The following is a 13,236-nucleotide window of genomic DNA, read 5'->3' on the forward strand; positions in this document are numbered from 1 at the left end:
TCCAAATTTATTATACTGATTTTGAAGACATATGGCAATACGATTGGCCGATGCAATTTCCCTGATTTGCCGATTTTTTCCATAAGCCTGCCATTGCAGGCAGTCTATTACGCACCTTTGCGTTCTTCCGGCATAGAATAGTATGTAATGACTTTTTATAATGGAGGAGCTTTATGTCTCAATTATATGCCACGCAGCAGGATCGTCCGGATACCGGGCAGTTGCTTGTAAATGTCAGCTCTATGATCAGTTCCCGTGCCGTTTCAAATGCAACGGTACAGATCATGGACAGCAATGAGCCGGAACAAGTTCTGGAGGAGCTGACCACGGATTCAAACGGCCAGACGGATACGATTGATCTGCCGGCACCTCCTTTGGAGTACAGTCTGAAGCCTGTGTCTGCCCAGCCATACTCTGTATTTAACCTGAGAATTACCGCCCCCGGCTTCGAACCTACTGTTATTTCCGGTGCTGAGATCCTTTCGGGACAGATTTCGTTGCAGAATATTTCGCTGATTCCGCAATTTGAAACACAAAATGATAACAGCGAGCTTTTTGTCATTCCCCCTCATACCCTTTATGGAGATTATCCCCCAAAGATTCCGGAAAGTGAAGTAAAGGACGTCAGTGAAACCGGAGAAATTGTATTAAGCCGTGTGGTAATCCCCTCTGGTGTGCGATAAAATGATGCGACGTACCCCGGAAGCGTCCCACTTTGACGTAGATTGTGCTTCTCCCTGCAACCACTCCCCGTTTTCCGGAACAGCCTTCTCGCTGACCGATTTTTCTTCCCGTCGCCGGGAATTTTCATCCTGTTGTTCCGAAAAGTCTTTGCGGTACACCATTCCGCTTTTCCTATATTCCTGTGGCGTCTGTATTCCTTTTTGATTTATAATATCCGCAATCTGCCCATATGACATTTCTTTTTGCCGGAGAGAGACCATCAGAGAAAGAATATCTTCGAGCTGATCATCCGGAACTAATTTTCTCTTTCCGTCCCGCCTGTCTATCCTCCACCCATAAGGAGGTACACTTCCCAGATATTCTCCCTGTGCTTTTTGATGCTGTTTTACCAGACGCACTCTCCGTCCAATATCCCTGGCATACCACTCATTCATCAGGTTTCTCAGATTTCCCGCAAGGCTGCCCGGCATTTCATATTTCCATTCATTTTGGACATCTCCATATTGATCGCTGATACAGATCACTCTTACTCCCAGCATGGGAAATATTTTTTCGAGAAATTCTCCCGTTTTCAGATAATCCCTGCCAACCCGTGACGCATCCTTGCAGAGAATACACTGAATTCTGCCGTTCTGCGCATCTGCAAGCATCCGTTGAAACCCCGGACGTTCAAATTTCGTTCCACTATACCCCATATCCGCATAAATATCATATATCCTATATGTATTTTCTTCGCATCCCATAGGATGATCTTCTTTTCTCCCCGAAGATGTATTCCTCTGACGGATCCATTGCTCAGCCAAATGGATCTGTTGCTCTATACTCTGATCCTTTTCATTACCATGCTCCACCGACAGTCTGGCATAAATACCTGTCATGATCTCCACTGGACTCTCCCCCTGTCTTTCTGCTCCGGTATATAATATAGATTGCCTTCCTCTCCAGCCGGATTTCCTTCACCAGCAGCACATTTAACAGACGCCTCTGCCATACGGCAGTGGCTGATTTTGTGCCGTTATCTCCCCCATTTATTTCTAAAACAGTCCTCTCTTTTTCCAGATTGTCATACTTCTTTCCCCTTATCCGTTCCTCCCATTCAGCAACCTCATTTTGAAGCACCATTTCCACTATTTCCGCGCATATGCTCTGCTGCCTTCTACTCAACCCATATCCTGCCAGTTCATCACAAAACACATGTCCTTTCCTGCAGCGGCTCCTGCACACACGCAGAGATTCCACTACGTCATAGACCCATTTTGGAATAATAACAGGCAGAATGTTTTCTACCTTCTCCCACTGCTCCTCCGGTAACGGAATCCGTTTATCCAGCTTATAGCTGATCTTGCGGTTCTTCCCCTGGATCATTACACCCGTATACATTTCATTGGACAGGATCCGGCGCACCGTCTGGGGCGTCCATAATCCTTCTTTCTCTGCAAACCCACTCCGATATCTGCTGCCACTGGCCTGTTTGTATTGATACGGACTTTTGATCTGTCCATTATTTAGTACACCTGTAATATTTTCTGCCGACATACCGCTAAGCCGCAGCCAATAGATCATCTTTACAATCTCCGCCGCCGGTTCATCCGGCTCCAGCCGGTGAATATCTCTGTCACTTTTTTTGTATCCATAGCAGGCGAAAGCCCCGATATATTCCCCTGTGGCGCGTTTTGTCCTCTGCTGCCACCGGACCTTATTGGATATATCGCGGCAATACGCATCATTCATAAGATTCATCACAGGGAGAAGCAGGGAATCCTCCATAAAATCACTGGATGCACTGTCATAGTGATCCGCAACGGCGATAAAACGCAGCCCCATCTGAGGAAAGATCTCCCGCAAAAAATATCCGGTCTGAATATACTCCCTGCCAAGACGGGACAGATCCTTACAAAGAATGCAGTCAAAATTTCCCGTTGCTGCCGCCTGCATCATCTCCCGAAATGCCGGCCGTTCATAGTTACTGCCACTCCAGCCGTCATCCACCCATTCCCCCACATAGGTCATGTCCTCCCGGTCCTCCAAATACCGCTGCAGAAGCATTCTCTGGTTCTGTATACTGTTGCTTTCTCCGTTTCCGTCTTCTCTGGACAGACGCAGATAAAAAACACAGCGTATCATTCCTGTTTCTCCTCACTCTCTGCCATTTCCACAAGACTGCGGTACCGCGCACTGCGGCATGCTTCCCGGTAGAGAGCATATGCCTCTTCTGTCGTTGGCCCCTCCTTTGCATAAGAAATGTACACATCATACCCTTCATAATTTCCTTTATAGATATACTCCTCCATCCCAATTCCTTCCCTCATATCATCTTTTCACATAGCGGAGTTTCGATAAAACTCCCCATATGAATCCTATAAGACTCTCTGTGTGATCTTGTCTTAATATATGATGTTAATCCCCAAAATATCTCTAAACTTCCTCTTCCGGCTGTATAAATAAAAGGGCATGTCCAAAATTCAGGACACACCCATAATAATATTTCTAATATTCAATAACTCAAATTTTCCACACGAAGCAGCAAAATACATCCATTATTTTTAAAGCCCGCATCACTCTTTCCTCAGAAACCTCCGTATCTCCTCCCAGGCTTCTCTTGACTCTGCCAGCTTATCCATACTGAGCTGAAATACATGAAACATTTCCGGATAAACAGTTAAGGTTACATCACAGCCTGCTTTCTTTGCTTTTTCCGCCGCCACCACAGAATCACTGAGCAACATTTCCAGACTCCCCACCTGAAACAGCATCGGCGGCAATCCGGTAAAATCTCCAAAAAGCGGCGATATATATGGCAGCTTCGGGTTTTCTTTCCCCACATATTCTCCATTATAGATCATACTCTCTCTTGTATTGCCAAACAGAGGATCCTTCTCATAATTTTCCTGATAAGATGGGCCGGATGCCGTCAGATCCGTCCATGGTGACATCATAATCAGCTTCTGCGGCAATGGCATTCCCTGATCTCTGAGATACATTGCCAGTGCCAGCACCAGACCCCCTCCGGCAGAATCCCCCGCCAATATGATCCGGTCTCCGGTAAATCCGGAATATAACAGCCAGCGATAAGCCTCCAGTGCATCCTGAAATGCTGCAGGATAAGGATGTTCCGGTGCCACGCGGTAATCCACGGAAAGTACTCGATACCCCTTGATCCGGCTGTAGCGGACAGCAAAATCCCGATAAGCATTACGGATCTTTGCGATATATCCACCCCCGTGAAGCTGCAGGATCACCTCGCCACAATCCTCTTCCTTTGGTGTCAGGAGCTCCATTTCAAACTGTCTCATATGAATAGGCAGATTGATATATTCCTCCGGGCAGTGCCATGGTGCCTCCACCAGATTTTTACGCAGGGTTCCATCCTGAATCTTTGGTCCCAGCATCTTCTGGGCGGTAAAAAAACGGATCATATCCGTCACGATCCTGCCTTTCACGCTCATATGCAGTCTCCTTTCCGTAAAGTCCTACTCCTCTGTAATATACTCGTCAACATAGCCGGTTATTGTAATTTCCTGTTCTGTTGCGTTCAGATTATAAATGAAATTTCCTTCGTATCTCATTCTCAGCCTTTCTTCCTCCAATGATCATGGTCATGACCCATAAAGTAAGATAGATTCCAAAGACAACACAGGCCAGGATCAGATTTCCGTTTTTCCCCCTAAAAGAGTAGATCAGAAATGCCAGACTAAATATCCCCATAAACACCTGCATCGTCAGATAATTCTGCCAGTTTGCAAAATTGATGATCATACAAAGCAATATGATCGCTGCAAATCCTAAAAGGACACATGGAAATCCATATTTTACTGACCATCCATGAAATCCCAAGGAATAATCAATCCCCAGCAGCAATAAAAACACAGCCGCCGCCTGAAAATACAGCTTGGTGATATGTCCCTTTCTGCGGCTGAGCATCTGCCACAGACTAAGGAGTACATATGCTTCTGCCGCACCCGAGATCAATGACCAGCGTACCTCCGGCGAAAATATCCTGTTCAATCCCAAAAGCAGTGCCTCGATCAGCACGCAAATATAAACACAGATCCAGAATACCTTCCTGCGCACCTTTCTTTTGGCCGCAATATTAGGAAAAGAATCCTCCTGTCTGGCCGGCTTTTCATCCACATGAAGAACGCTGCTGCATAAAGGACACACTTCACGTTCTCCCACGACCTCGACACCACATCTTTTACAATATTTCACGCCCTAACGCTCCCTTCCTGATTTATAAGTTGCTCTCCACAGCAGCCTTAATGCCATCCTCCGCCAATATCCGGAAGAATCGCTTCTGTACCGACACATCTCTTAAGATCGTACAGAATGCAACCACCATTTCATCTCCGTATGAACATACTGTCATCTTGGTATTTTGCCCCTGAGACACGGAAAGGATCGCCGCAAACCGTTTGATATATGGTTCGTATGCCTTATCTGCCTTCATCACTCCCAGATTGGTCATAGTGGTGGTCGTAGCCCTGGCACTGACCTGATAAACCCACTGCATCACAAGCTTTTTGAGTACCAGCGGAACCGCCCGGAGCATCAGATTTTTCTGATTGGACACATTATAGGAAAATAATTTTTCCAGATGCTCCTTATTGATCTGTTGCCGCAAAGCCTCCACAATGATCTTCTCTACCTCATCTCTGGTATAGTCCTCCTGATCCGGCCGCAGGACTGCACTGACCATGGCAAAAAAATTCCTTGTGGTAATAGATTCAAAATAAGGACGCAGATTCACCGGCACACAGAGAACCACCGGCTTGTCCGATACCGCTCCATGAAGATATTCCCGGTATATGCTATAGGCATAAACTCCCGCCAGATATTCATTGATGCTGACATTCCTGCGATGTGCTGCCTCCTTGACCTGCGCAAGGGGCAGGTATCCCTGAATCACACCAAAGGCACCATCCCTGAGCTTCTCTCCCTTCATATGAAATGCCGGCTCTGATTTGTACCCCTTGGGCTGCCCCTTTCGAAAATTCTTTAAATAGCTGTCTTCCGTGTTTAATGAAGTCAGCTCTGACAAATGATCTCCCATCTCATCACAGATCTCCGGATGTGCCAGACGCAGATACTGGCAAGCCAGCTCCTTTAAGAAAGTGACTCCTCCCATTCCATCGGCAAGCACATGAAACACTTCCAGATTGATTCGTTTTTTGTAGTAACTTACCCGGAATAAATACTGATTATTGAGCTGAGGCTCCATCTTGCGGCATGGGTATTCGCTTTCCCGTTCCACTCTCGGCGCCGGTTTCCGGTTTGTCTCAAAATAATACCAGAATGCTCCTGTCCGAAGACGGACATTCATAGAATCAAATAACGGCAGGATCTTGTCCAGTGCCTGCTGTAACAGTTCCGGATCAATTTCTTCATCTAAGGTCAGAGACAACCGATACACATTGGTCATCCGTTCCGTAGCGATTACCGGAAACAGATTAGCCGTATTATCCAGTCTAGACCATTTTAACTCCCTGCGGGAAGATTGTTCTCTCATATGAATTCCTTTCTTTCACACTCCAGCCCCCGAATATGTAATCGTACATGACGGACCGCCCAGCGATTCCGGAGCACAAAACTATTATGTCAAATACAAGGATTACATCAAAAATGTCGCTTCCAGTGAAATATATGCCACCTGGCCGGAAGCAACTTTGCTTGCAAATATCCTGGCAATCCAGTCCATCACCTTAAACCGGGTTTACACCGAATGGTATCGCAACCGCGGTTATGACTTTACTATTACCAGTTCTACTGCATACGACCAGAAATATATGCCCGGCCGTAATATTTTTGAAAGTATCTCTCAGGCAGTAGATACGATATTTTCCAATTATATATCCAGACCGAATATTACGCAACCTCTTTTCACACAATACTGTGACGGAAAACGGGTGTCCTGCCCACGCTGGATGCGCCAGTGGGAGTCCAAAACACTGGGCGATCAGGGCTATTCCGCCATTGAGATCCTCCGCCGGTTCTACGGGGATTCCGTTTATATCAATTCTTCTGAGGAAATTTCCGGTATTCCGGCCTCCTGGCCCGGCTATGACCTGACGATTGGTTCCACCGGAGAGAAAGTGCGCCAGCTCCAAAATCAGCTCAATACAATTTCCAAAGGATACCCATTGATCCCGAAGGTAGCCGCAGATGGTATTTACGGCGAAAATACCGCAGAGGCGGTCCGTACCTTCCAAAAAGTATTTAACCTGCCACAGACCGGCGTTGTGGACTATCCGACCTGGTACAGGATCAGTGATATTTATGTGGGAGTATCCCGGATCGCCGAGCTCTCTTAGCCATATTTCGCAAGTCTGTTTTGGTAATGCCTTATCTCATCCGATCAAACAATAAGCCTCAGAAAAACAACGATCTCCATTGCTATTTGTTTTCTGAGGCTTTCCAATCAATAATCTCTTTTATTCCGGTTCCCCAACCATTTGGGATGAAATATCCTCCAGCGCTTCATCTCCACAAATGATCGGCAATACCTGCTGGTGGTTAAACAGATCTACTTCATCCCAGCTGCCGCCATCCTCACCATCAAGGGTCCACTGCACCTCATCATCACAGACGATATGAAGATGTCTGCTGCTGCAGCGGAACATTTTGGTTGCATCCAGATGCTTTGTCAGAAGAGCATTTAATACCTCCTGCAGCTCCAGCGCATTTTTCAGATCCCGGATAAACAGCACCTCAAAAAGTCCGTCATCCATCTTGATATCTTCTTTTTTATAAGCTTTATAACCGGCCACCGAAACAGAATTGCTCACAAGTCCCAGCACAAAATCATCCTCTACGACACCCTCATCATAGGTGATACGCATATGATGAGGCTTGATCTCTGCCAGATGCTTCAGCCCTTCAATAAAATAAGCCGTCTTGCCAAGCATGTTTTTCCACTCCTGCGGTGTCGTGTAGGATACCTCGGTAAAGGCACCAAATCCGGCAACATAAGTGAAAAATTTATCATTGAAAGATCCCAGATCACACCGGAATACCTTTCCCTGTGTCACAAGCTCTGCCGCATGACGCATAACCTTTGGAATCCGCAGACTGGAAGCAAAATCATTGACCGTACCTGCCGGAATGTATCCACAGATCGGCTTTTCATGGAGCCGCATCATACCATTTGCCACTTCATTCATCGTGCCGTCTCCACCGGAGCATACCACATAATCATACCGGGAGCCGTACTCGATCACTGCGTTTTTGGCATCATTCTGACGATTGGTTGCCATCAGCGTCACAATAAAATCAGCTTCGCAGAACACCTGAATAATGTCAGCCAGTTTATTCTTGATCTGCTCCTTCCCCGCCATGGGATTATAGATAAATAATAATGTTTTTCTCAGCTTTTTCTGCTCTCCATCGTAATGTTTTTCCATATATTTACCGTATCCTTTCTGCAATTTCCAGCTTTGTCCCTGTTTCTGTTCCGGAAATTTTCTGCTTTTGGGAAGACTGCTGTGATATTCATAACATCACTGAATAAACATCGCATCCCCAAAAGAGAAAAACCGGTATTTCATCTCAACTGCTTCCTTGTATGCTGCCATAATATTTTCCTTCCCCGCTAACGCGGAAACCAGCATCAGAAGTGTGGACTCCGGCAGATGAAAATTAGTGATCAGGCAGTCTAACACCTTGAACTGATATCCAGGATAAATAAAGATATCCGTATCCCCTTCTGTCGCTTGTACCACGCCCTGCCCGTCTGCAGCGGACTCAATGGTACGACAGCTGGTGGTACCCACACAGATCACTCTGCCTCCCTGCTTCTTCGTTTCATTAATAATATCTGCCGCTTCCTGAGAGACATGATAAAACTCCGTATGCATATGGTGCTGTGTCACATCATCCACCTTGACCGGGCGGAATGTTCCCAATCCGACATGAAGCGTCACACGGGCAATTTTAACGCCCTTCTCCTGAATCTGCTGCAATAGCTCCTCCGTAAAATGAAGTCCCGCCGTCGGTGCTGCCGCAGACCCCTCATACTTGGCATAAACCGTCTGATAACGGTTCTTGTCCTTGAGCTGATGGGTGATATACGGTGGCAGAGGCATCTGTCCCAGCTGATCAAGAATCTCCTCAAAGATTCCCTCATATTCAAAGCGGATCAGACGATTGCCCTCGTCCACAACCTCCTGTACCTCGGCATGCAAAAGTCCCCCGCCAAAGGAAAGACGCATTCCCGGTCTTGCCTTTTTGCCCGGCTTAACCAATGTCTCCCAGACATTATCTGTCTTTCGCTTAAGCAGAAGTACCTCTACCTTTCCACCTGTTCCTTCCCTCTCTCCGATCAGACGTGCCGGGATTACCTTTGTATTATTGATAACCAGACAGTCTCCCTCATGAAGATAATCAATAATGTCATGAAAGATCCTGTGCGTGCGTTCTCCTGTTTTTTTATCTAAAATAAGCAGTCGCGAAGAGTCTCTCTGCTCCAGCGGATCCTGTGCGATCAGCTCCTGCGGCAGCTCATAATCAAAATCTGCGGTCTTCATATCCGTACTTCCTTTCCAACATCGTATATCTATAAATAATACTATTTCTCCCGCAAAAAATCCAGCCTTTTGTAAACATTAGGTAAATTCTCTTAAAGGCACGGTAAAATGTCGAATTATCTTCCAAAAATGCTAGTTATTTTGTCAAAAATAACGTACAATAATGATAATGACGAAAATTCCATAAGGAGGATTTCAGATATGGCTATCACAACATTTGCAGCCATCGATGTGGGTTCCCACGAAACATCGCTGCGTATCTATGAGGTATCCAAAAAGTTCGGGATCCGTGAGCTTGACTATGTACATCATACGGCCCGCCTTGGATATGAAACATACTCAACTAAACATATCAGCTATCATTCCATTGATAAGCTCTGTACTATATTAAACGGCTTTAAAGATAAAATGAAAGAATACGGCATTTCTGATTATATGATCGCCAGCACCAGTGCTCTCCGGGAAGCAGACAATAATCTGATCGTGCTGGACCAGGTCCGCCAGCGCACAGGCTTCCGTATCAAGATCTTAAGTAACTCCGAGCAGCGTTATCTGTGCTATAAGTCCATCGCCCTGAAAGAAAATTCCTTTCACCGGCTGATCCAGAAGGGGACTCTTCTGGTAGATGTGGGCGGCGGCAGTATGCAGCTCTCCCTGTTTGACAAAAACAACCTGATCTGTACCCAAAATATCCTGCTTGGCTCTCTCCGTATCCAGGAGTTTTTACAGGATATGCAGAAGCATACGGACAATTACCAGAACCTGGTATATGAATATATTTCCAATGACCTGCATACCTTTTCAGAGCAATATCTGAAGGATCACAAGGTCAAAAATATCATTGCCGTCGGAAATCAGCTGAGAATCTTTGTAAAATACTTATCTGTCCACAATTTCGGTCACTTACAGCCGACCGACAGCCGCGGAAAGAAAAAGGATTCCGTAAGCCGGCAGGAATACGACGAATTCTACGATGCCATCTCCTCCCAGCATCCGGAGGATCTGGCAAAGGAGTTAAATACCTCGGTAGATCAGGCTTCCCTGCTTCTGCCCACTGCCATGATCTATCACAATATTTTCGAAGAGACCGGTGCTGAGCAGATGTGGCTTTCCGGCATCACTCTCTGTGAGGGAATGGCCGCCGACTTCGCCGAGCGCAAAGAAAAGATCTCTCCGGCCCACAGCTTTCTGGATGATATCATCCACACAGCCCGCAGCATTGCGGATCGCTATGGCTGCAGCAAAAATCATTGCGACTACGTCGAAAATGCGGCCCTGAAGATCTTTGATGCCGTGAAACGCCAGCAGAATATGACAAAGCATGACCGGCTGCTCCTGCAGTTGTCTGTGATCCTTCACAACTGTGGCAGTTACATCAATCTGAAAGAAGTTGGTGAAAATTCCTACAAGATCATTATGTCCACCGAGCTTATCGGTATCTCCCATAAAGAGCGTATGATCGTGGCCACGGCTGTCCGCTATCTCCGGGATTATTTTCCGGAATACAGCCAGCTTCAGGACAGCTTTGATAAAGAGGAATATGTCCGCATTGCAAAGATCAATGCGATCCTGCGCCTGGCAGATGCCATGGACCGCAGCCATAAGCAGAAGTTTACGGCGATCACAACCACTCTGCGCAGTCAGGTGCTGACTATCACAGGCAGCACCTTATATGACATTACTCTGGAGCATGGAATCTTTCAGAATCATTCCGACTTTTTTGAAGAAGTCTTTGGTATACAGCCGATCTTGAAGCAGAAGAAAACCATGACACCAAAACATATCGAATCCACCAAAGGAAAGAACGGAGGCAGACCATGAGCAAATCAACATATTTAAAACCGGAATATTTCTATAATAGAGAATTAAGCTGGCTCTCCTTTGACTATCGTATTCTTGGAGAAGCCCAGGATAAAACCATTCCTCTTCTGGACCGTTTGAAATTCTTAAGCATCACTGCATCGAATCTGGATGAATTTTACATGGTGCGTGTAGCTTCCCTGAAGGACATGGTTCACGCAGAGTACGATAAAAAAGACATTGCCGGTATGACTCCAGCCAAACAGCTTGAAGAGATCGGCAAGGTCACCCATGAATTTATGAACGATCAGTACCGTACCTACAACAACAGCCTGATCCCTGCACTGAAAAAGGAAGGCATTGCGATCCTTTCTCATTATGAGGATCTGAGCCAGAAGCAGGCAAAATTTGTAGATAACTATTTTAAATCCGAGGTTTATCCGGTCCTTACACCAATGGCGGTAGATTCCTCCCGCCCATTTCCTCTGATCCGGAACCGTTCCCTAAATATCGGTGCCATACTGAAAATGAAAACTACTGCTGCCGGTGCTTCCGGAAACGGTCATTTCCGTGAGCTTTATATCACCCACAACGGTACCAAAAAGGATGGTGCTTCCGATACGGATTTCGCTACAGTCCAGGTTCCGTCCGGTCTTCCAAGAGTCGTAGAAATTCCTTCCGAGGATGGCTTTGACCGCACCTATATCATGCTGGAACAGATCATCGAGCGCAATATCCACCGCCTTTTTATGAATTATGAGGTACTCTGTGCCTTTCCATACCGCGTGATGAGAAATGCCGATCTTACCATAGAGGAGGACGAAGCCGCCGATCTGCTGATGGAGATTGAAAAGCAGATCAAGCGCCGTCAGTGGGGTGAGGCGATCCGTCTGCAGGTCGAAGCCGGTATCGACAAAAAACTTCTAAAGGTCTTAAAAAAGGAGCTTCGCATCAAGGAGGATGATATTTTCCATATTAACGGTCCTCTGGATCTGACCTTCCTGATGAAGCTTTCCGGCATGGAGGGCTATGATGAATTAAAGGTTCCAAAATATACACCGCAACAGCCAAAATGGCTGAACAGCGAAGACAACCTTTTCGCACAGATCCGGGATCATGACGTCCTTCTGCATCATCCATATGAGACCTTTGATCCGGTAGTAAATTTCGTACGGGAAGCAGCCAAGGATCCTGATGTCCTTGCGATCAAACAGACACTTTACCGTGTCAGCAGCCACTCTCCGATCATTGCCTCTCTTGCAGCGGCTGCCGAGAACGGCAAACAGGTTACCGTTCTCGTGGAGCTGAAGGCACGATTTGATGAGGAAAATAATATTATCTGGGCAAGAAAACTGGAACAGGCCGGCTGCCACGTTATTTACGGTCTGGTAGGCTTAAAGACCCACAGCAAGATCACCCTTGTGGTCCGCCGGGAGGAAGACGGCATCCGCCGTTATGTCCATCTTGGCACAGGTAACTACAATGATAGTACAGCAAAGCTTTATACAGATATGGGACTTCTCACCTGCAATAAAGCCATTGGCGAGGATGCCACTGCTGTCTTTAATATGCTTTCCGGTTACTCGGAGCCTGCTGTCTGGAATAAACTGGCCGTAGCTCCTCTGTGGCTGCGTGACCGCTTTACGGAAATGATCCGCCGGGAAACAGATTTTGCCAAAGCCGGTAAAAAAGCATTCATCAAGGCAAAGATGAATTCCCTGTGTGATGCCAAGATCATTGCATCCCTTTATGAGGCTTCTGCTGCCGGAGTTCAGATTGAGCTGGTAGTCCGCGGCATCTGCTGTCTCAAAACAGGCATTCCCGGTGTCAGCGAAAACATCCATGTCCGCTCTATCGTCGGTGATTTTCTGGAACACAGCCGTATCTTCTATTTCCATAATAACGGTCATGAGGAGGTCTATATGGGAAGTGCCGACTGGATGCCGAGAAACCTTGACAAACGAGTAGAGATCCTCTTCCCGGTAGAAGATGAAACATTGAAGCAGGAGGTCATTCATATTCTGGATATCCAGCTGCAGGATACCTTAAAGGCTCATATCTTACAGCCGGACGGCAGCTATAAGAAACAGGATCTCCGTGGCAAAAAGAAGCTCTGTGCACAGGATTATTTCCGTCAGGAAGCAATCCGCAATGCAAACCAGCGCAGGAAAGAACAGAAAGCCCGCCGTACCTTTGAACCAATGACCGGCGATACAGAAGAATAAAATCCGTA

At 46.5% G+C, this 13,236-nt stretch carries 11 protein-coding genes and 1 pseudogene; 4 read left to right on the forward strand and 8 right to left on the reverse strand.

What is annotated here, in order from left to right:
• The first annotated feature begins 173 nt into the window (after window positions 1-173).
• Complete coding sequence (locus tag H8704_RS05240; protein WP_249297588.1) at window positions 174-683, forward strand: carboxypeptidase-like regulatory domain-containing protein; 510 nt, start codon at window positions 174-176, stop codon at window positions 681-683.
• On the opposite strand, the gene H8704_RS05245 is transcribed toward H8704_RS05240, so the two are convergent.
• The 6 genes from H8704_RS05245 to H8704_RS05270 form a co-directional block, all read right to left on the reverse strand.
• Window positions 648-1,562, reverse strand: a complete 915-nt coding sequence (locus H8704_RS05245; protein ID WP_249297624.1) for a recombinase family protein — start codon at window positions 1,560-1,562, stop codon at window positions 648-650. The two genes, H8704_RS05240 and H8704_RS05245, sit on opposite strands and share 36 nt — an antisense overlap.
• Window positions 1,522-2,808 carry a recombinase family protein gene (locus H8704_RS05250; RefSeq protein ID WP_249297589.1) on the reverse strand — a complete coding sequence of 429 codons (1,287 nt, stop codon included), beginning with the start codon at window positions 2,806-2,808 and terminating at the stop codon, window positions 1,522-1,524. The genes H8704_RS05245 and H8704_RS05250 overlap by 41 nt, the downstream gene beginning before the upstream one ends.
• On the reverse strand, window positions 2,805-2,975 hold the full coding sequence (locus H8704_RS05255; protein ID WP_022465923.1) for a hypothetical protein: 171 nt from the start codon (window positions 2,973-2,975) through the stop codon (window positions 2,805-2,807). Before H8704_RS05255 ends, H8704_RS05250 begins: the two co-directional genes overlap by 4 nt.
• A gap of 264 nt (window positions 2,976-3,239) precedes the next feature.
• A complete protein-coding gene (locus H8704_RS05260) occupies window positions 3,240-4,130 on the reverse strand; it encodes an alpha/beta hydrolase (protein WP_249297590.1) in 891 nt (296 codons plus the stop codon).
• 91 nt (window positions 4,131-4,221) lie between these two features.
• Window positions 4,222-4,893, reverse strand: coding sequence for a DUF6320 domain-containing protein (locus tag H8704_RS05265; RefSeq protein WP_249297591.1), 672 nt, complete (start codon window positions 4,891-4,893; stop codon window positions 4,222-4,224).
• A gap of 22 nt (window positions 4,894-4,915) precedes the next feature.
• Window positions 4,916-6,190, reverse strand: a complete 1,275-nt coding sequence (locus tag H8704_RS05270; protein WP_249297592.1) for a hypothetical protein — start codon at window positions 6,188-6,190, stop codon at window positions 4,916-4,918.
• A gap of 28 nt (window positions 6,191-6,218) precedes the next feature.
• Between H8704_RS05270 and H8704_RS05275 the strand changes: the two are divergent.
• Window positions 6,219-6,992 (forward strand): annotated as a pseudogene (locus H8704_RS05275) (peptidoglycan-binding protein); the annotation flags it as partial.
• A gap of 120 nt (window positions 6,993-7,112) precedes the next feature.
• On the opposite strand, the gene H8704_RS05280 reads toward H8704_RS05275, so the two are convergent.
• A complete protein-coding gene (locus H8704_RS05280; RefSeq protein WP_249297593.1) occupies window positions 7,113-8,081 on the reverse strand; it encodes a diacylglycerol/lipid kinase family protein in 969 nt (322 codons plus the stop codon).
• A gap of 96 nt (window positions 8,082-8,177) precedes the next feature.
• Window positions 8,178-9,203 (reverse strand): tRNA preQ1(34) S-adenosylmethionine ribosyltransferase-isomerase QueA, encoded by a 1,026-nt coding sequence (gene queA / locus H8704_RS05285; protein ID WP_118677819.1) that lies wholly within the window; start codon window positions 9,201-9,203, stop codon window positions 8,178-8,180.
• A gap of 201 nt (window positions 9,204-9,404) precedes the next feature.
• Here queA and H8704_RS05290 point away from each other — a divergent pair, with 201 nt between their 5' ends.
• Window positions 9,405-11,024, forward strand: coding sequence for a Ppx/GppA phosphatase family protein (locus H8704_RS05290; RefSeq protein WP_022465916.1), 1,620 nt, complete (start codon window positions 9,405-9,407; stop codon window positions 11,022-11,024).
• Entirely contained in the window at window positions 11,021-13,228 is a 2,208-nt protein-coding gene (locus tag H8704_RS05295) for an RNA degradosome polyphosphate kinase (protein ID WP_249297594.1), read from the forward strand. Before H8704_RS05290 ends, H8704_RS05295 begins: the two co-directional genes overlap by 4 nt.
• The last annotated feature ends 8 nt before the right edge of the window (window positions 13,229-13,236 follow it).

This window comes from Jutongia huaianensis (assembly GCF_014384985.1).
Lineage (GTDB): Bacteria > Bacillota > Clostridia > Lachnospirales > Lachnospiraceae > Jutongia > Jutongia huaianensis.

What these genes read in the sequence shown, in the direction of transcription:
- queA (WP_118677819.1), bottom strand. Translation starts at nt 9,203, where the DNA reads ATGAAGACCGCAGATTTTGATTATGAGCTGCCGCAGGAGCTGATCGCA.
- H8704_RS05290 (WP_022465916.1), top strand. Translation starts at nt 9,405, where the DNA reads ATGGCTATCACAACATTTGCAGCCATCGATGTGGGTTCCCACGAAACA.
- H8704_RS05245 (WP_249297624.1), bottom strand. Translation starts at nt 1,562, where the DNA reads ATGACAGGTATTTATGCCAGACTGTCGGTGGAGCATGGTAATGAAAAG.
- H8704_RS05295 (WP_249297594.1), top strand. Translation starts at nt 11,021, where the DNA reads ATGAGCAAATCAACATATTTAAAACCGGAATATTTCTATAATAGAGAA.
- H8704_RS05255 (WP_022465923.1), bottom strand. Translation starts at nt 2,975, where the DNA reads ATGGAGGAGTATATCTATAAAGGAAATTATGAAGGGTATGATGTGTAC.
- H8704_RS05240 (WP_249297588.1), top strand. Translation starts at nt 174, where the DNA reads ATGTCTCAATTATATGCCACGCAGCAGGATCGTCCGGATACCGGGCAG.
- H8704_RS05260 (WP_249297590.1), bottom strand. Translation starts at nt 4,130, where the DNA reads ATGAGCGTGAAAGGCAGGATCGTGACGGATATGATCCGTTTTTTTACC.
- H8704_RS05250 (WP_249297589.1), bottom strand. Translation starts at nt 2,808, where the DNA reads ATGATACGCTGTGTTTTTTATCTGCGTCTGTCCAGAGAAGACGGAAAC.
- H8704_RS05270 (WP_249297592.1), bottom strand. Translation starts at nt 6,190, where the DNA reads ATGAGAGAACAATCTTCCCGCAGGGAGTTAAAATGGTCTAGACTGGAT.
- H8704_RS05280 (WP_249297593.1), bottom strand. Translation starts at nt 8,081, where the DNA reads ATGGAAAAACATTACGATGGAGAGCAGAAAAAGCTGAGAAAAACATTA.